At 49.6% G+C, this 18,447-nt stretch carries 13 protein-coding genes and 2 pseudogenes; 3 read left to right on the top strand and 12 right to left on the bottom strand.

What is annotated here, in order from left to right; all coding sequences use genetic code 11:
• The first annotated feature begins 61 nt into the window (after window positions 1-61).
• Window positions 62-613, top strand: a complete 552-nt coding sequence (locus AC5S26_RS04765) for a VOC family protein (protein WP_494183701.1) — start codon at window positions 62-64, stop codon at window positions 611-613.
• 75 nt (window positions 614-688) lie between these two features.
• On the opposite strand, the gene AC5S26_RS04760 is transcribed toward AC5S26_RS04765, so the two are convergent.
• The 12 genes and pseudogenes from AC5S26_RS04760 to AC5S26_RS04705 all read right to left on the bottom strand — a co-directional run.
• On the bottom strand, window positions 689-1,468 hold the full coding sequence (locus AC5S26_RS04760) for an IclR family transcriptional regulator (RefSeq protein ID WP_494183700.1): 780 nt from the start codon (window positions 1,466-1,468) through the stop codon (window positions 689-691).
• 226 nt (window positions 1,469-1,694) lie between these two features.
• Window positions 1,695-3,545, bottom strand: a complete 1,851-nt coding sequence (locus tag AC5S26_RS04755) for a ThuA domain-containing protein (protein ID WP_494183699.1) — start codon at window positions 3,543-3,545, stop codon at window positions 1,695-1,697.
• Between the two features lie 65 nt (window positions 3,546-3,610).
• Window positions 3,611-4,369 carry an SDR family NAD(P)-dependent oxidoreductase gene (locus AC5S26_RS04750; RefSeq protein ID WP_494183698.1) on the bottom strand — a complete coding sequence of 253 codons (759 nt, stop codon included), beginning with the start codon at window positions 4,367-4,369 and terminating at the stop codon, window positions 3,611-3,613.
• A gap of 78 nt (window positions 4,370-4,447) precedes the next feature.
• Window positions 4,448-6,670 carry an outer membrane protein assembly factor BamB family protein gene (locus tag AC5S26_RS04745; RefSeq protein ID WP_494183697.1) on the bottom strand — a complete coding sequence of 741 codons (2,223 nt, stop codon included), beginning with the start codon at window positions 6,668-6,670 and terminating at the stop codon, window positions 4,448-4,450.
• Window positions 6,671-6,697: 27 nt separating this feature from the next.
• The gene (locus AC5S26_RS04740; protein WP_494183696.1) at window positions 6,698-7,636 is read right to left on the bottom strand and encodes a sugar phosphate isomerase/epimerase family protein; all 939 of its coding nucleotides are present in this window, start codon (window positions 7,634-7,636) and stop codon (window positions 6,698-6,700) included.
• A gap of 68 nt (window positions 7,637-7,704) precedes the next feature.
• Window positions 7,705-7,983, bottom strand: coding sequence for a muconolactone Delta-isomerase family protein (locus tag AC5S26_RS04735; protein WP_494183695.1), 279 nt, complete (start codon window positions 7,981-7,983; stop codon window positions 7,705-7,707).
• A 53-nt stretch (window positions 7,984-8,036) separates the two neighbouring features.
• Window positions 8,037-8,756, bottom strand: coding sequence for a cyclase family protein (locus AC5S26_RS04730; protein WP_494183694.1), 720 nt, complete (start codon window positions 8,754-8,756; stop codon window positions 8,037-8,039).
• A 25-nt stretch (window positions 8,757-8,781) separates the two neighbouring features.
• The gene (locus AC5S26_RS04725) at window positions 8,782-9,561 is read right to left on the bottom strand and encodes an SDR family NAD(P)-dependent oxidoreductase (protein WP_494183693.1); all 780 of its coding nucleotides are present in this window, start codon (window positions 9,559-9,561) and stop codon (window positions 8,782-8,784) included.
• A gap of 2 nt (window positions 9,562-9,563) precedes the next feature.
• Entirely contained in the window at window positions 9,564-9,854 is a 291-nt protein-coding gene (locus AC5S26_RS04720; protein WP_494183692.1) for a muconolactone Delta-isomerase, read from the bottom strand.
• Between the two features lie 17 nt (window positions 9,855-9,871).
• A complete protein-coding gene (locus AC5S26_RS04715; RefSeq protein ID WP_494183691.1) occupies window positions 9,872-11,920 on the bottom strand; it encodes an alpha-ketoacid dehydrogenase subunit alpha/beta in 2,049 nt (682 codons plus the stop codon).
• Window positions 11,921-12,021: 101 nt separating this feature from the next.
• Window positions 12,022-14,865: a TonB-dependent receptor domain-containing protein gene (locus AC5S26_RS04710; protein ID WP_494184605.1), complete on the bottom strand. Its 2,844-nt coding sequence runs from the start codon at window positions 14,863-14,865 to the stop codon at window positions 12,022-12,024.
• Between the two features lie 270 nt (window positions 14,866-15,135).
• Window positions 15,136-15,537, bottom strand: a pseudogene (locus tag AC5S26_RS04705) (carboxypeptidase-like regulatory domain-containing protein); the annotation flags it as partial.
• A 234-nt stretch (window positions 15,538-15,771) separates the two neighbouring features.
• On the opposite strand from AC5S26_RS04705, the gene AC5S26_RS04700 reads away from it, so the two are divergent.
• Both AC5S26_RS04700 and AC5S26_RS04695 read left to right on the top strand, forming a co-directional pair.
• Window positions 15,772-17,157: a tetratricopeptide repeat protein gene (locus AC5S26_RS04700; RefSeq protein WP_494183690.1), complete on the top strand. Its 1,386-nt coding sequence runs from the start codon at window positions 15,772-15,774 to the stop codon at window positions 17,155-17,157.
• A gap of 461 nt (window positions 17,158-17,618) precedes the next feature.
• A pseudogene (locus tag AC5S26_RS04695) lies at window positions 17,619-18,431 on the top strand (choice-of-anchor D domain-containing protein); the annotation flags it as partial.
• Window positions 18,432-18,447: the final 16 nt, after the last annotated feature.

Genomic DNA, 18,447 nt, shown 5'->3' with positions numbered 1-18,447 from the left:
TATTTTTTGAAGTTGCCTGAGATCCTCATGAATCTCAGGAGCTATTCAAAGGGGAAAACCATTGATTCCTTCATCTCCATCAGGATCAGGTTTGCCAGGTCTCCGGGGTACTGAGCACATTGGTTTCACGGTCCCTGATCTAGAGCAAGCGACGTCTTTTTTCACAGATGTTATTGGCTGCGAATACGTGTTCGAACTTGGCCCCTTTGTTGCTGACGACATGTGGATGAATACTCACCTCAATGTGCCTCCCGGAACGGTCATGCAGAGGTTGCGTTTCTTTCGGTGCAAACATGGACCAAATTTTGAAGTATTTCAGTACGAGTCACCGGATCAGGATCTGATCCAACCGAAAAACAGCGATGTGGGAGGTCATCATTTGGCTTTCTACGTTGACGACTTCGATGAGGCTGTTGCGTATCTCTCATCCAAAAACATTCGTCTTTTGGGAAAGCCTACAGTCAGAACCTCTGGTCCGAATGCCGGTCAGACATGGATCTATTTTTTGTCTCCCTGGGGGATGCAATTCGAGTTGGTCAGTTTTCCCAATGGAAAAGGATACGAAGCTAACACCACCATCCGCCTATGGCACCCGGCAGACCCATCTGCATAGCTCAATCAAGATCGATCTCGGGTCGTCGTAACCTCTTCCAGAGATGAATCGTTTTCTTACGCGAACGACTCTTCATTAACCCTTTATTTTTGCGGCGCTGAACAGGACTTCTAAGTAACGCTTGAAATTTGAGTCAAAACGGCCACTCGGTACAGAAATCCCTAATGCAAACCGGCCGCCAAGACCTTCAACCGGTACCGACAAACAACGTAAACCTTCATTGAATTCCTCGTCATCCACGGCATAGCCTTGCTTTCGAATCTTCGCAAACTCTTCCATGAGCTTGTCATAGTTCGTAATGGTCTTCTTAGTTCTCGCTTCGAGAGGATGACTAGCGAGATAGGCTTCGCATACCTGAGGATCTGCCAGTGCGAGAAGGAGCTTGCCAGATGCGCGTGCGTGCGCGTGTCCGCTAAATCCTTGGGGAATTTCAGCTGCTCCCACTGGAGATTCTCCCCGAGCTGTTGCGAGGGCCACAATCTCGTCATGAACCCAACCACCGGCGTACGCAGTTTCCCCGGTGGCCGCAACTATGGAACGGACTCTAGGCGCTAGATGTGCTGGAGGATCCAACTGACGACGGAAACCTTCTGCAATTGAAAGTGCGGCGAGACCAAGAACGTAACGACTGTTGTCGTTCTTGCGTATGATCCCGGTCGCCAGCATCGTGTGTATAAGGTGGTACGTTACCTGACGGGAGAGCCCGACCTGATTCATGATCTCTTTGGTTTTAAGGCCGTTCGAACTCTCGGCCACAGCAAGGAGAACCGATACAGTTCGCTCAGCTGACTGAATCCTGGCCTTCGGTTCCTTTTGGGAATTTTCGACAAGTGAATCTACGCGCAAGCTCAACACCCCACATTGAAAAAGGTCGACGCGACATCATTTTATCATTATCTGATAATGATGATTTTTATTGATGAATTGTGCTCTGAAATAACAATTCCGGGCTGATGTGAAGGATTTCAAATACTCCAGAAATCGAACGAACATCATCGCTCATTAAAAACCATAGAAAAGCCTCGGCCAATGCCGAGGCTTTTCTATTCTCCTTAATTAAAGGAGTGTCGATTTTTGAGTCCTATTTAGAAGCCAGCATTGCACTGGGAGTCGTGTCTGCGGGAAGATCGCCCAGTACAAATTGAATTGCTGCAAACATCATCTGTGCGAGCGCTTGCGTTTCGAAAAGAGTGGGAGTATGCCCTATTGCACAGTTAAACACACGCCCACGACCATAACTTTTAATCCATACAAGCCCGTAATCTTTATCTGGTCGGACGTGCCATGGGCTCAAATCGGTCTTGTCGGCGTCAATACTAATCAGAACGTGCAACTTCTCTCGGGAATAAGGTCCGGATGGTAGGAAATGATAGAACTCATCCGTATACACAAAGCCTTTTCCGCCCAGGTCAGCTGTCAACGGACTTGAGGCAAACTGTTTCGTCAAAGGGCTATTGGGATCATCAATCTTCAAGGTCGCCTGCTCAACGTGGTGCGGTCCCGTTTGAGCTCCTATGAGTGCCCCAAATTCAGGTACATCTGGTGATGCGTAGCTTGCTCCGTGGAGACCTGCAACGCCGCCGCCTTCACGCACGAAACGAATCAAACCGTTCATCACATCTGGATCGGAAAATACTGGACCGTCACCACTATTAAGGAAAACGGCATCATATTGAAGTATCTTTGGATACTTTAGGTTATTTAGATCATTGTCGAATATTGCCTCAAACGCCCCGGTCGACGCCAGTTTACGGATTGCGAAGTTCGCGTGAGCTGCAGTGTCATGATAGTAAGCGCCAGTTGGAGCCACATCGATAACGAGAAGTTTCCTCGGTTTCTTTGGTGTGACGAGAGGATGCTTTGGAAGCGCAGCTTCAATCTTCGCTTTCACATCGTTTGGGATCCGATCTGTCGGCGTAATGGGAATTAATAGGGCATCTTGCTCGACGCGGTATCCCATAGCTGGACGAACAACTTTTTCGAAGTTTTCAGCTGAGTACCACAAATCTGAAAAGACATTTCCAGAAGTTCCGGTTTGTGGTTCCTTCGCGGTCACAATTTGCCACGGATCCACTTCAAGCGAAATAAACAATGGCTTAGTGCCACCGTAGGGCCGGCTGCAGTTGACACATTTCCCCGGCTCCTCTTGAGGGGAAGGTTCTTGCTTTGCGATCTGCAGGAAAAATTGCTCCAGACCTGCGACCCCCTTGCCTAACGGAACATCTCGGCTATTGGGCCCGAGCGCATTACGATCCCGCAACTGAACGGCCATTAGCCGGTCTTTGACCGCGCTTAGTCCCTCTATCGGGCGTATTCCATTTTCCATCCATTGGGCTAAATTGGCATTTACACCTATGCGAGGGGTTGCATTGCCTATTGTCTTCATTAGACCTTGCGGATCATTCGAGCTATCGATCGCAACATTGATGCCACTTTCTGTCGCGAGCTTGTCGATTGAGCTTAATTCCGACGGCGGTGTGCTTGTGATAATCGTTTCGACACCAATCTCTTTAGCAAATGCGAAGAGTTTACGGGCCACCTTTTCGTCGGCAGGTATAGCTTCAACCCGATAAGCCGGCATCTTAAGATTCAATTCGGCGAGTCTCTCTTTGACTGCAGATATATCTTCAGGTGTAAGTTCAAAATTAAGTTTCTTGTTGATCTGCGAACTTACGTTCTGGCTACTGACTCCCTCAATATTTGAGAGTCCTAGCGCGTCAGCCAAAGCTGCCGCTTCAAAGAAGCTAAGAGAGTGGAATGCATTCGACGGTATTCCAACACGCCATCCCAGCAAATGATTGATGGACGAACGAATTTGTCCCTGGCGTACGGATTTTGCACCTAACGGAGTCTGCGCTGCACTAACCAGACCCACTGATGTGGTGGCGAACGTCACGGTTACGGCGAGCATGATGCGAGCGATCTTTACCATGATTTACCCCTTTTCCAAATTTCAAAAAAATGATCTTCTTCCGGCGATCAAACACGGATAACTGCCTATTTGAAAGCCCATCCACCATCTACATGAATCGACTGTCCAGTGATGTAACTGGACTCGTCAGAAGCAAAGAACGCTGCTGCCGTGCCAATTTCCCGAGGTTGGCCTGGTCTGGCGGTGGAAATTTGTTTCAAAACTTCCGGGAGTATCTGTGGACTGTCGAGAATCCATGCAGTCATGTTCGTTGCGATAAACCCAGGATGGATACAATTCACGCGTATCCCGAGCGGCGTCATCTCGGCTGAAATATTGCGTGTCATAGCCTCAATGCCAAGTTTCGCGGGAGCGTAGTGTGTCCTTCCGGGAAGAACCTTCGCTGCTTGAATCGAGCCGATGTTCACGATGTTACCTTTGCGGTTTTCAGCAACAACGCGCTTACAAAATACCTGGGAACAAAGCCAGGGGCCACGCAAGTCAACGTCGGTGACGCGAGTCCATTGCTCATCCGTGAGATCGAGAAAGGGAACAATGGTCTCTATACCCGCATTGTTAACTAATATGTCGATGTGTCCGAACTCGTTCCACGCCAGCTCAAACATTGCTTCAATCTCGGTGCGACTTGCAACGTCCGCCTGAAACGCCTTGGCTTTTCTCCCTCTCGAACGAATCCACTCCACAGTATCGTTCACAGCTGTTGTTTTGAAATCGATATCGTTTAGAGCGATATCAGCACCTTCATCCGCGAATACCTCAGCAATTCCTCTCCCTATTCCTTGGCCGCCCCCGGTAATAAGGGCAACTTTTCCTGCAAGCTTCATAGAATGAACTCCGTGACGCGGGTTACATCGGTACAAATTCCGAATCCACGTAGACGTAATTGATCGAGAGGAGATCAATTAGTGCGCGGGAGATGTCGGTCCCGGTAAAGCAAACACGTAGTATCCCTGCGTGCCCACTTTGCCTGGTCTATAGGACACCGATTGAGGCTTTCCATCTACAGCCGCATAGAAGGCAATGTATTCGTTTCCACCCGCTTCATAGATCGCCGGAATCCCATCGGGATTTGCATCCAACTCCGTCTCCCATAGAGTGCGACCGGTATCTTTATCGAGAGCGTGCACCATGCGATCTGGCCCAGTCGCAATAATGATTAAGCCACCAGCAGTTACTACTGGTCCATTTCGAATTGCCAAAGAGCTCCCGGTGTCGGTAATACCTTTATCGGCTAGCCCTGGGGTCGTCCCAATTGGCCTCCTCCACTTAATAGTCCCGTCGTTTAGGTCGTAAGCCATGATGGAGGACCATGGAGGGCTGAACGCGGGAAGTCCGTTATTGGTGCGAAAAATATTGCCAAACGGACCGTAGTATCGTGTTTGCCCCTCAGGTGCTGGGCCTGCAGGTGCCGAGGCCTTCCGCACGGATGCAACTGCGGCCGCTTCTCCAGCAACAGGATCCGCTAAATACGCTTCGAGAGAAGTTACATCTTCTGGCTTCAGAGTAGTTTCAGAAAATGCTGGCATTTCCCCATTTCCACTCCGGAGAACAGTCGTGAAGCGGTTCGCGTCAATTTGCTTTGGGAATGTAATTCGTTCGCGGTTCGGTCCATGACAACCTATGCAATTTTTCGTATACAGACCATAGCCCCTCTGCTCTGGAGTGCCTGCGATCACGCTTTTATTTTTGATCGGCGGCGTCTTTGTCATAGCGTGGATCGTGGGTAGATCATAGGCTTTGACATACAGCATTCCTGTATACGGATCTGCAGCTGTGCTCCCCTGGTTCACTCCTCCGAATTCACCAGGGACTGAAATTTGGTTGCCCTTATCAGTAACAGGAGTAAAAATTCCCTCGTTACGAGCATTAGCGACTAGATCGTGGATACGCTCTTTTTCAACCGGATCAAGATAAGGATTGATATCTTTCAGAGTGAACAGCTGTCGAGAAAAAGGCTGAGGTGCAGTTGGAAACGGTTGCGTCGGCCACGATTCTTCATCAGGCATATCGGATTTCGGGACTGCCCTCTCCTCGATTGGCCAAAGTGGCTTCCCAGTTACACGGTCGAATACGTAGAGAAATCCTGTTTTGCCAGCAAGTGCCACGACATCGACCATCTTGCCGTCATGACGTACGGTCAGAAGTTTCGGAGCCGCAGTTGGGTCGTAATCCCACAGGTCGTGATGTACAAGTTGGAAATGCCATAGTCGTTTCCCCGTGCGGGCATCGAGGGCTAACAAACAATCACCAAAGAGGTCGGCTCCCTTGCGATCGGCTCCATAAAGATCATAGGTAGGCGAGCCGAGTGGGAAATAGGCAATCCCGCGTTCCTCGTCGATAGAAATTTCGCCCCACGTATTGTTGCCACCAACGTATTTCCAAGCGTCTGGGGGCATCGTCTCGTACCCGTATTCACCGGGGTGCGGAACGGTGTGAAAAGTCCATACAATTTTTCCAGTTAACGCATCGTAAGCTCGTAGGTCACCTGGAGGAGATCCATACATCTCACCTGGAGCTGAACCGAGAATGATTAGGTTCTCGAAAACCCGTCCTGGAGTCCCGTTTTGAATCTCCCCTATCTCGGCAGGATCTCGTCCCAGTCCTTCGCGCAGGTTTACTTTGCCATGATCGCCAAATGATGAGATTAGCAAACCCGTCTTCAAATCCAGTTCTTGCATGTATCCATCGACAGCAAAGATCAACCGACGATCCTTTCCATCTTTTGACGACCACAAATTAAATCCTCGATTCGTCGGCTGACCTCCTTTTATCTCATGCACCCAGATTTGCTTACCGGTTTTACCATCCAGTGCATAAATTCCCATATCTTTGCCGACGACGTACATCACCCCATCCACGATAAGTGGATTAAATGAAAATCTGCCGACGGGGCCTGGAGCGGGTACGAACCATGCCAGCTTAAGTTGGCCTACATTGCTCTTATTGATTTGCTTAATAGCTGAATACTGCATTGAATCTGATGAGCCACCGTAGTCACTCCAGGTTGAGTAGGCTTCTTTGTGTGTCTTGGCAGATAAAGTCTTCATCGTGTAAATGCTTGCTGATGAAATAACGACGGCTATAGAACACAGCACGCTAAGAGGTCGTACGGCTATCTTGTGCATAGATATCTTTCCTATTCCGGAAAATAATTACGAGCGAAATGCATAACCAAGTTTTGTCAAATATTTTTTGGTTTCTTGTACTGTCTGCAACGGGGTCATAGGTGCATCTTTAGAAGGATCCAGCTCGACCAGGATGTCTGGTTGTTGACCGCCACTTTCGACCATGTTAAGAATTGCTTCAATATCTACAGTTCCCATACCTAACGGACAGTACCCGGCATATGCATCCCAACCCTTGTAATCTTTCAAATGCATGTGCTTGACGAGAGGTAGGAAGTCTTTCACCACTTGCGCAGCATCAGCACCGCCCTTCTGTAGTTGCCCGACGTCCGGCGCGAATTTCAGTTTCTTGGTATTAACCGCGCCCATCACTGCGTATACCTCGTCGCGGCTTTCGATACAGGTTCCGGTGTGCTGATGAAGACCCGTCCCCAGGCCAAGATCCGTAACAGCGCTGGCATAATCATTTAATGCCGCCACAATATTCGATTGGTTTTCTTTAAAGGAGTAAGAATCACGCTTTACGCTGTTGGGCGCCAGAACAATGAAAGTTCCACCACGTTTTTGAATGATTTTTGATAACCTGACTACACGTGCGATCTCGTCTTTCCTGAGTGATGGATCAATCAGGTTGGGTGTTATATAACCGGATCGCAACGGCACCCGATATTTTTCCATGAGCGGCGTCAGCGCACCTCTCTGATCCCAGCTGTCCAGAACTTCTGGAAATGTTTCAAAAGACCAAAAGCCCTCAGCAGAAATGTCTTTCAATGCAGCTTCTAGTGTCGCGTCGCCACCTGCACGAGGAAAGGTACCCCACGTTATGCAGGTATGACCGATCTTCAGCTTCTTAGGTGAACTCGCCATCTTCCGTGCGAATGCGAGTTTTGGATGTTCGACTAATCCGGCGATTGCTCCCATGGCTAAATTCTTTGCGAATTTCCGGCGATTGATCGTTTCGCTCATACTTGGCTCCTAATTTCTACCTTCGGCACGAAGTCAACGAACTTCGGCGTAGACATTCTCACTAACTCTCACGAACCGAAACCTTTGTACGGCCTGAGAGGAATTACGGTGAATTCAACGATTCCTGCCTTGGCAAAGGGAAGAGCATCCAGCATGAACTTCACGTCTTCAACATCATTCGCTTCCCATAGAATGCAAACACCCGGGGCGTCCATACGATGCCATAGCTGTCTAAGCGTTCCATCTGCGTATAGCGTTCTCGCTTGCCTGACTTCTTCATCTACTAACGATAGGTACGCGCTTTCAGTGAATGTTTCGCGGGGGCGAGAAATAGAAATGAATTGCATTCGATCTTCCTATATCGCCGGATCTCTAATCCGGCAGATATACCTTCGCAGCACTACTTATTAAGAATGGCAACGGCTCTTACTGGCGCCCCCGTGGTGTTAACCCATTTGACAGGGAACAAACTGAGAGTGAATCCGTGACTTGGAAGCTGGTCCAGGTTAGTGAGATTTTCGAGATGATAGTACTCACGCGTATTCATCACTCGATGGGCTTCCCAGAACTTTTTACGTTCGAACATAGCCCAAATAGGAGGGTCAAAAGTAACAGCATCGATACCGGTCATCTTGATACCTTGATCAAGCAACCAGTTTGTCGCCTCTCCAGTCATCCCTACATGGTCAGTGAGATACTTATCGCTATCTTGTATTTTTCCGGCGCCAGTGTGAATCAAGACAATATCAAGAGGTTTTAGCTCGTAATCAATCTTGGCTAACGCTTCGCGAACATCCTCCACGGTAATGCCGGCGCCTTTGGGAAGGTGCCGAAAATCGAGACAAACCCCATTTCCGTAACAGTATTCAAGGGGGATCGCCTCAGGACCTGGAGCATCCTCCCGCATATGTCGGAGTGCGTCCATATGAGTGCCAATATGGTCTCCGATTACCACCATGCAATGTGCGGTTAGTGAATCAATACCGTGCTCGGCAGCCCCGATACGTTCAGCGAACCCTTTCCAAGTCTCATACATGACGAGAGCAGGCCGGACAACGCGTGGAAAAGTAATCATTTCGTTATGTACTGCCATGCTCAGATCTATAAACGTTGTAGGCATCAAAACCTTTCCCATCAAATGTGATTTACTGCGTTACTGTGAGTCCCCCATCCAGATAGAGGGTTTGGCCAGTAATGAAACTTGCAGCCGGTGAAGCAAAAAAAAGAACCGCGCCCATAACGTCCGCCGGTTCACCAATCCGCCCGAGTGGAATTCGCTCAACTAACTTAGAGGAAAATAGCGGATCGGCAAGCATCTTACCTACTTGTTCCGTACGGATGAATGTCGGAGCAACGACATTTACGGTGACGTTGTCGGGAGCCCATTCGGCCGATAACTGTCGGCACAAGGTAATCAGGCCTCCTTTGGCGGCGCAGTACGCAGCATAGCCACGACCCCGCAAAGCGAGAGTCGAACGAACAGAACCAAGATGAATCTGTCGTCCACCTCCCTGCCTGATCATGTACTTAGCCGCCGCCTGCGCTTGAAACATCGCACTTTTCAGATTGACACTGTAGACATAGTCGAACATCTCTTCTGTAACTTGCCCTGCCAACTCTTCGCGATTCAAGCCGACACAATTCACGAGAATATCTAGACGGCCAAATCGGGAGATCGCTTCATCTACCATTCTTTGAGTCTCGGAAACGGAGGTTGCTTCAAAGCTGGTAGACCAGGCATCGTAGCCACGATCTGATAATGACTTCGCGCAGTCAGCTGCGCGCTGGCCGTTGTGTCCAGCTATAGCGATCTTTGCTCCAGCCATCGCCATCCCCTCACACACGGCCTCTCCAATACCGCCATACCCACCTGTTACGAGAGCAACCTTATCTTCAAGTCGGAACAACTTATCAATTGAACTCATTTTTATGCCTCTGAAGATGGGGTCATAGGATCGTTGGGATGGGATGCCAAAGGGTGTACCGTAATTGTCATGTAGTTGAACAGCGGTAAGGACGCGATTGCCTCGTGCAGTTCATCGCAATTTCTGGCACTCCAAATTCCCCAGTTTGCTCTGCGACCCGGAACTCGCCAAAGCCGAAGCAAAATACCCTCTTCAGAAAGCTCGCGACTCCTCAGCCTTTCTTGCTCTCGCAAGTCAGCTTCCTTTTTATCGTCGATAACTGTTGTAAGTTCCATGGACACCAAGAATTCCATACGATCACCTAGTAGAATCAGGCACGGCTCTGTGTTGAGACAAGAAGTTGGCGGGCCGCCTTCAAAATGTCATCGACGGTTGGGATAAGTGTTCGTTGTAGATTAGGTGCCGCAGGGATTCTCACATTGGGAGTAGCAACTCGAACGACATCGATTAAAATGTCATCCTCGAATAACTCATGAAGTGTCGCGACGATCTCAGCTCCGAAACCACCCGTGCGATTTGCTTCATGTACAACGATCGCTTTTCCTTTGGCCTCTGCAACAGCCGCGTGCAGCGCTTTAATGTCTAAAGGGCATAACCAACGTAGGTCAAGAACTCCAGCGTCAACACCCTCTTCTGTAAGTCTTTCTGCCGCTCCCAGTGCCGCCGAAAGCATTGTTCCCCAGGTAATAATCATTACGTCTCGACCGGCTTTGTGCAGACGAGACATACCAACAGGTTCTATATTGTCTGAAAGCGAAACCACGCTTGTTGTTTGATAAAGTGCTCTCGACTCGAATATGACGCAAGGGTCTGGGGATGCGACTGCTGAGCGTAGAAGGTCGTATGCGTCCTGCGGCGTTGAGGGTATAGCAATCCTCAATCCCGGAATATGCGCCAGAAGTGCTTCCAAACATTGCGAATGCTGAGCGCAAGATCCAGGTGTCGCGCCTTGTTGTGTACGGACAACAATGGGAGCACCGGACCGACCGCCTGTAATATAACGAACATTTGCTGCCTGATTGATGATTTGATCTAACGCAACGAGCAGGAAGTCAGCCCACATAATCTCTACAATCGGCTTCATTCCCATCATCGCGGCGCCTACCGCGGAGCCAAGGATTGCACTCTCGGAGATAGGCGTATCAAAAACCCGTTCAACGCCATAGCGTTTCTGAAGCCCTCTTGAAGCTCCAAAGATACCACCAGCGAATCCAACATCTTCACCGAAGACGACGACTTCAGGGCGAGTCTCCAATTCCCTAGAGAGCGCTTCATTTACCGCTTGAATATAGCTAATCGTTTTCGACTCGTAGTTTTGTTTGGGCTCAGCAGTCTCATCCGCGACACCAACTGAATTTGGCATTGCCCAGACATGCCTCACTGCACTTGCAGGATCGGGAATGGATGAATTGAGGACTATTGCTTCAGCTTCGTCTATCTCGTTCTTAGCACCGATGAATAATTCAGCTAAAGTGCTCTGGTTAATCAAGCCTGCGCTAATCAACTTATTCGAGAATTGAACAATTGGATCTCGCCCCTTCGCCTCTTCACGATCTTCCTTTGGTCGGTAGTGTTCGATATCGCGGTTGTAATGGCCCCATAAACGCGGCACTCGACACTCTATCAGCACAGGGCCGCGATTTTCTCGAGCCCACCGTGCAGCCTGTAACACCGTGTCTCGCACAATTACCGGATCGGTCCCATCTATAGTTATCCCCTTAATGCCATAGCCATTCGCTCTCTGGGCTATGCGATCTACCTTGAACGTCAAAGAGGACGGGGTCAGCTCCGACCAACGATTATTTTCACAGATAATAAGGACTGGGAGATTCCTCGCCGCTGCAAATGCAAGCCCCTCATGAGTTGCTCCTTGATTGAAGGCCCCATCGCCAAGGGAAACTGCAACCACCCTCCCATTCCCAGACGCCAGATTTGACATGGCGACGCCGCAAGCAATGGGAAGACCTGCGCCCACAATGGAATTCTCCCCGATGAAGCGTCTTTCCGGGGCCATCATGTACGCTGATCCACCGCGGCCTTGGTTGATACCTATGCTTCGGTGGCAGATCTCACCCATAAGTTCTATAGGAGACAAACCAGAAGATAGCGCCCACCCGTGGCCGCGATATGTCGCGACGATTTGATCAGCAGGCCCGAGCCCGGCCAGCGTTCCGACCGGAACAGCTTCCTGGCCGGCGCACAGATGTACGGAGCCTACAACGCTTGGAGGTGAAGCAGTGCTAAGGTCAAGCGCCCTTTGCTCCAGTTCTCTTATAAGTATCATCTGTCTCAAAAGAGTGATATGGGCAGATTTATCGCTATCTTCGATAGTTGGATAAACATCAGGGGGCACAATCATTGATCATCCTTATCGGGACCTTTTTGAGGGATCACCACAACTATGCTCGAAGCAGCAGAGACGAGCTGCTTCGAATTTTTTAGAAATAGGCCATCGAAGTTTTAGAAGCTAGCTCTCAAACTGAATTGCATTTGCCTTGGAGTAGATCCTGCCGCCAAGCCAGTGATAATGCCGAAATTACTTCCCCCGAAAGTAGTACCTGGTAACCCGTAATTTTGAATGTTGAAAACATTGAAAAACTCAGCTCTGAACTGCAGTTTGGCTTTGTCTGCAATAGAGATGCCTTTGTTCAAGGAAAAATCGAGATTATCGAATGGCATCCCGAGGATGATTCCCCGGCCTGTGTTTCCATATTCGTTACGAGGATGGAAAAAGACTGATGTATCGAACGCCCTGGTTTTGGTTGGATGGTCGATCTTCGGGCTCTTGGTAATGCTTGCCCTCGCGTAGATCTGCGTACCGCTGTTGCCGATATTGGCAGGGTCGATGCCCGAGTCAGCAAAACTAAGAGGTGGTCCTGAATGTGCCGACAGACTTAGATTCGCTTGCCATCCTCCCGCCACATAAGACGCAAACCCGTGATTGAGATACGGTTTATCTTTGCCGAAGGGCAACTCATATAAAGTCCACCCGTAAACAATATGAGCAATACTGTAACCAGATAGCCCATAGTTCTTACTTAGATCGTTGTAATTCTGCACTTGCGATGCGCCACCGGGCCCATTTTCAGTATTGAAGAATCCGCTTGCGCCATTGTCGAGTGACTTCGACCAGGTATACCCGGCCCCAAAAGCAACGCCCTTAGCCATCCGTTTCTCAGCTCGCAGCTGCAGGGAGTTATAGTTTGATTCCCCTCGAGAGGTGGCCATTATCTGCGTACCTGCCCACGGGAATGGACGATTTGCTCCAGCTTGACCGGGAACAGGTGAGTTATTCATCAAGCCGGTTAAGGGGAGTCGTCTATTGACACTTCCGGCGTATGAAATAGACATCATCAAGCTCGAATTGATTTGTTTTTGAATTTCTAAGTTGAACTGATGGGAATAGTGATTCTTCAAATGGGGATCATAATACCAACCCGACTGCTGCCACGGTGTAGGAACAGCGGGGAGGGCGTTTGCAGCAGAAAGTGTCGGCACAATTTGCGTCATTGTTTGTACCGGAGAACCCGTGTTGTTGAATACGAGTGGAAGAGAAGCGTTCGACGGCCACGCCTGCATGCGATCGTTGAGCGTTTGAATGGCACCTTGCAGGTTGTCGTAGACCAATCCATATCCGCCTCGCAGGACCGTAGTGGAGTCTAGTTTGTACGCCATTCCAAATCGAGGACCAAAGTCTGTGTAAACTCCATCGGGACCAAGATTTGGATTGTCTGCAACCTTCAGGTGCTCTGCCAGCGAAGCATTGTTTGCCGGGGTCGACGAGGGAATACACGGAGCATAAATACCGGCGCCCGGATCGCAGGGAGGAGGTAATTTCCCTCCTGAGACAATCCAGTTACCCGTGTTGGGATCAAGCATCGCCGCACTTCCTACCAATATGCGCGGGGATGATTGAGAATCCCAACGAAGGCCGGCGCTAATAGTTAGCTTTGGAGTAACCTTCCATGAGTCTTGGATGTAGACGGCACTTGCATAGAAGCGCAAGCCATTCTGTTGGGACTGAAATCGACCGTTGTGTGGAGTTCCTATGAGCGCCGAGGCGAGTGGATTCCCAGTGCTTGAAGCGTTACGGGGATCAGACGTCTCACTTGGATCATGAGTAAAACTGGCTCCCCCGAAATGTCCACCGGACAGGCCGGTAGTTCTCTGGGGAATAATTTGCTGAAATCCAAAGCGTATCTGATGGTTGCCGTGCAGCCACGTAATGTTTCCAGCGTAACTGAGCTCATGAGTGGTCGAGCCGCTAGGACCGCTACCGCCGATCGTGTTGTAGGAAGCGCTTGGATAAGTAAAGCTGACATGCCCATAGGTTGACTCAACACCAGGAAACCCCGAATCGGCGGTGACATTTATTGGCCTGGTTTCGGTCACAGTATCGAATCTTCCTGAATACCCAACCCTCGCATCCAAGATCAGGCTTGGAGTAAACACGTGGGTATATCCACCGCCGAAGTTTCGGTTGGTTGCGCTGCTGACAGTGGCCACATGCGCAGCCAGAGGATTTTGATTGCCGCCGGCGAGAACACTGTATCGAAACCATAAGACATTGTTGGCCCCAAAATTTTGGTCAATACGTCCGTTATATTGATTGGCGTTATCTGTACCGACCGCGTTCAGGATCGTGTTAGGTCCTCCGGGCGTGGTGGGGGTAAAGTTGGGAGTATCGCCATAATTCTTTAGATAAGCTTGGTTGACCGGATCGATCATGCTCGCAGGAATGTGTCTGCCATCTCCGAGGAGCTGTCGGGTGTAATTTCCCGGAGTGCCGGTTGTTGAAAAGGGATTGTATAAAAGTGCCGGGACTTTTTGGCCCGTCGTTGGACTCGTAGTGAGCACCGACGGATTCGTAAAATCACCATTCAGTTCGGCGGGAGTAGGCGATATATAGGTGAGTCCCGCCGCCTTTGAGTATCTCCATCCTTCATAGGCAAAAAAGAAGAACGTCTTATCCTGACCGTTATAAATCTTGGGGATTCGTACAGGGCCACCGATATCCCCTCCATACTCGTTCTGACGAAAGGAGGCCGGAGCAGCAGGTATATTTCCCTTGAAATCGGTAAATGGATTGCGAGCATCAAAGGCATTGTTGCGGAGATACTCCCATATCGCGCCATGATATGCGTTCGTACCAGATTTGGTGACGAGGTTTACGACTCCACCCAAAACACCACCGAACTCCGCAACGTCGTTGTGCGATTGAATCTTGAACTCCTGAATCGCATCTACGATCGGCGGAATGTCATAAGAGCCTCCAAAGGCCGCCGTGTTGATGATCCCATCCATGAAGTAGAGGTTCTCTCGGTTCCATTGTCCCTGCACAGATGGGTACACAAAGGTGGCCGTTGGCAGGCCAGGTGCGCCGAATCCCGTACTGTAGCCCACCGTCTTATTTTGAGAGTAGTTCACCGCGTTAACACCGGGCGCAAGAGTAAGCAGCGCGGTAAAGTTTCTTCCATTGAGGGGTAATTCGTTAACCGTCCGCTGCTCTACCGCAGTTCCTAACTCCGTAGATGATGATTGGAGTAATTCAGCTGATGCGGAGACGTCGACCGTCTCCATCTGCGATCCCACTTGCAGGTGAAAATCTTGCGTGGCGTTTTGATTGACGTCAAGATCAAGCTCCGGACTCGCAGCCGTCTGAAATCCATTTTGCGACGCGGTCAGCTTGTATCTGCCTGGAGGGAGAAGTGGGAACTGATAGAGCCCTTCGCCGTTTGTGGTTGCAACCCTATTCAATCCGCTTTGCGGATTGGTGAGAGTTACCGTAGCCCCCACAACCGCAGCGTCAGTATTGTCTAAAACGTGACCGTTGAATTGACCTGTAGCAGTCTGCGCGTGTGCTGCGGCACAAACCGTGAAAAGGAAACCACTCGAGAGAAGTATTCGAATCGCATTGCCCAATCGGCGACGTAAACTTCCTGACTTCGCATTCCTATAGCAACTGATATCTGACATACTCGCTCTCCAAAGAATTCCTGACCGTCATATCGCCTGATAAGGAAAGAAAACCTTTACGAAGCGATCAAGATAGCGACCAAAGATATAGCCAGCCCGGAATTCGCTTGTCAAGAAAAATTATCTAAATATGAGATGGATGTCAGCATTTGATACAAATAGGTTGATGGATTGCCGAATTAATTCAATAGGAAGTAAGTGTTTGTATTGGTACTAACGCGAAGAACCCTGGACATGGATTTTGCAATTGGGAGACGATGTATAGGCTTTGCCATTCAACGCGTGCGATTTATTCCAAATTCAATTCTCGGATCGAATATGGATCTCAAACATTCATACAGTCCAATTCCGGTTCAATCGAAGATGCTCACACCGGCTACGTTGCTATTTTTGCTGCTCTTCGGAGGGCACCTCTTCAGGCCACCACGGAGCTACGCGCAACAAAATTCGCATCCGCAGAAAGTCAATGCCACGACCCTGTCACTTGCAAAAGCGAGAGAACTTATTCAAGCGGGCAATCCGCAAGAAGCATTGGTAGGTTTGCGAGAAATTAAATTAGGAACATCGTCTGACAGTGAGGTTCATTTGCTTAGAGGAATCTGTTTGGCCATGATGGCACAGCCAATCGAAGCAGGGACAGAGTTGAATGAGGCTACCGCACTACGACCGAACTATGCCCCGGCATACATGTCTGCGGGGTTATCATTCGCAAGTCTTAATAACCTGGAGATGGCGCTGGATCGCCTATCGACCGCGGTACGACTTGATCCCAATCTACCTAATTTGCGGTTCAACTACGCGCTCGTGCTCGCTCGTGCCGGCAATTATGTGGAGTCAGAGAAGCAGTTAGAGCTTGAACTGAGAAGTAAAACGCGAAAGGGGCCGGTTTCATTAGACTTTTGGCGTCTTAAGGCTCGGGACGCCTACTTTCAGAAGAAGTGGCAGGACACTCTCGATTCCTACAACAAGGTTCGCGAGCTCGAACCCGATTCTGCTGAAGCATACTCTGCCATCGGGGAAAGTTTGTATTTCCTGAACCAGCCAGAAAAGAGCGTGGCGGCCTTACAGCAGTCCCTCGTTTTGGAGCCAACGAACGAAACCGCACATGTTTTCCTCGGTAAGATTTACCAAATCCAAGGACGCGATAAGGAAGCGATCGCAGAATTCGAAATCGCAATGAAATTGGTTCCTGATGATCGTGAGGTCATATTTCGTCTGTCGAAGCTCTACAACAAAACAGGAGATCCAGCTGCCGCTTCTAATCTTCAGATGAAACTAAAAAGCTCATTCGCAGAGAGCAGCGTTCAATCAATCAATGAACTAAAAGCTGCGGAGCTCAATAACACAGGGATTGAACTGGAAAAGAATGGAAATCGGCAGGAAGCGCTCGATCACTACAATCAGGCTGCAAAAACAGACGTCACGAATCTGGTTTTTGCACGAAACGCAGCTTTGCTTTTATGCAAAATGGGACGAACTCAAGAAGCTGTTGAACGCTCAAAAGAAATTCTTGCTTTAGATCCGGATGATGCAAAAGCCGCTCAAATTTTGACTGTCGCAAATGAAGTCGCGGCAGGTAAACTTAGCGAGGTCAGTAGTTTACCTGAATCTCAACAATGAACAGCTCCAAGGGGCTTACCTCATAAGTGAGGCACACGAGATCTGAAAACTGAATACCTTCACCGGAGACTCTGGGGTATCCATTTGCCCAAGTCGATACTCAACATCGTTGGGGCTCAAATTTCTTTGGGTCCACCATTCGAGTTTCGGTAGGATAGGGATCAGTTCCAAACTATTTTGCATTTCTATTGGCACTTCTTAATTGCGCGCTTGCGCTTGTAGCACATATCTGTCCTAGGTGAATTTACTTGGTTGCGACATCTCGTTCTTTGGTTACTCACAGCCTCGGGTTGTGGGTAAGTCTTATTGCGTTAGCCGGATGTGGTGCGGGAACTTCAGGGCCTTCTGGGACTGGAGTAACGGTTCCTCCGCCTGTTCAGCCTCCTACCGGTCAGCAAACCAGCACTCCTCCAGTTGTCAGCGTTTGTAGTCTGGATTTAGGGAGCGTTGTAGTTGGGACAGTGGGAACGGCTAAGACGGTAACAGTCAGCTCACAGGAAATCCCATCTCTTACGATTTCTGTAGAGCCGGCAGATAGCTTTGTCGCTGCTTTGGGATCGACTTGTGTCAAGGGCGCTTCTGCCTGTCTGGTTTCGGTTGCCTTCCGACCTTCTAAGGACGGGGTCCTGACAGGATCTCTCGTTATCGGCGATACGATAACGGGACTTACCAGCACTGTCCAACTCACAGGAGTTGGACTCGCTCCGACTCTGCCGAAGGCAACAGCACCTGTTGCCACACCCGGCAGCCTGAGCTTCAGTAATACGGGTATTGGTCTTGCCAGCAGCGCTCAGACAGTGAGCATCGTTTCCCAGAATGGCGACCCTATCGTTGCTCAGACTCAACCCTCTGACAGCTTTAGAATGACGCACGGTTCAACATGCGAACAGGGATCACAATCATGCCAGATCGCTGTAACGTTCAATCCTGCAAAAGTGGGAACAGTAACCGGCTCCTTGATCGTAAGAGACACTGTCACGAATCTGTCTGTGACTGTTGCTCTCACTGGCGTCGGATATTCAGTGCCTCCTCCTGCAACAGCTCCATTGCTGTCACCAACAAGCCTGGACTTCGGTACTGAACAAATCGGACTGACTACGACTGCTCAGAATGTGACAGCGATCGCTCAGAACCAGGATGCTCTGACTGCTCAAGTACAGCCATCCGATAGTTACAACCTGACACAAGGCGCATCATGCGCCCAGGGGTCACAGTCTTGCCAGATGGTTATAACCTTCAGCCCTTCCAATCCGGGAACGATTGCAGGCTCCTTGGTGGTTACGGATATGA

The organism is Edaphobacter sp. FHG110511_03 (genome assembly GCF_059115365.1).
The sequence above is the reverse complement of the archived record's forward strand: the minus strand, read 5'-3'. Positions and strand labels throughout refer to the sequence as shown.

Coding starts and splice junctions, on each gene's coding strand:
- AC5S26_RS04730 (WP_494183694.1), bottom strand. CDS start 8,756: ATGCCTACAACGTTTATAGATCTGAGCATGGCAGTACATAACGAAATG.
- AC5S26_RS04720 (WP_494183692.1), bottom strand. CDS start 9,854: ATGGAATTCTTGGTGTCCATGGAACTTACAACAGTTATCGACGATAAA.
- AC5S26_RS04725 (WP_494183693.1), bottom strand. CDS start 9,561: ATGAGTTCAATTGATAAGTTGTTCCGACTTGAAGATAAGGTTGCTCTC.
- AC5S26_RS04755 (WP_494183699.1), bottom strand. CDS start 3,545: ATGGTAAAGATCGCTCGCATCATGCTCGCCGTAACCGTGACGTTCGCC.
- AC5S26_RS04745 (WP_494183697.1), bottom strand. CDS start 6,670: ATGCACAAGATAGCCGTACGACCTCTTAGCGTGCTGTGTTCTATAGCC.
- AC5S26_RS04710 (WP_494184605.1), bottom strand. CDS start 14,865: ATGGATGGGATCATCAACACGGCGGCCTTTGGAGGCTCTTATGACATT.
- AC5S26_RS04715 (WP_494183691.1), bottom strand. CDS start 11,920: ATGATTGTGCCCCCTGATGTTTATCCAACTATCGAAGATAGCGATAAA.
- AC5S26_RS04735 (WP_494183695.1), bottom strand. CDS start 7,983: ATGCAATTCATTTCTATTTCTCGCCCCCGCGAAACATTCACTGAAAGC.
- AC5S26_RS04740 (WP_494183696.1), bottom strand. CDS start 7,636: ATGAGCGAAACGATCAATCGCCGGAAATTCGCAAAGAATTTAGCCATG.
- AC5S26_RS04700 (WP_494183690.1), top strand. CDS start 15,772: ATGGATTTTGCAATTGGGAGACGATGTATAGGCTTTGCCATTCAACGC.
- AC5S26_RS04750 (WP_494183698.1), bottom strand. CDS start 4,369: ATGAAGCTTGCAGGAAAAGTTGCCCTTATTACCGGGGGCGGCCAAGGA.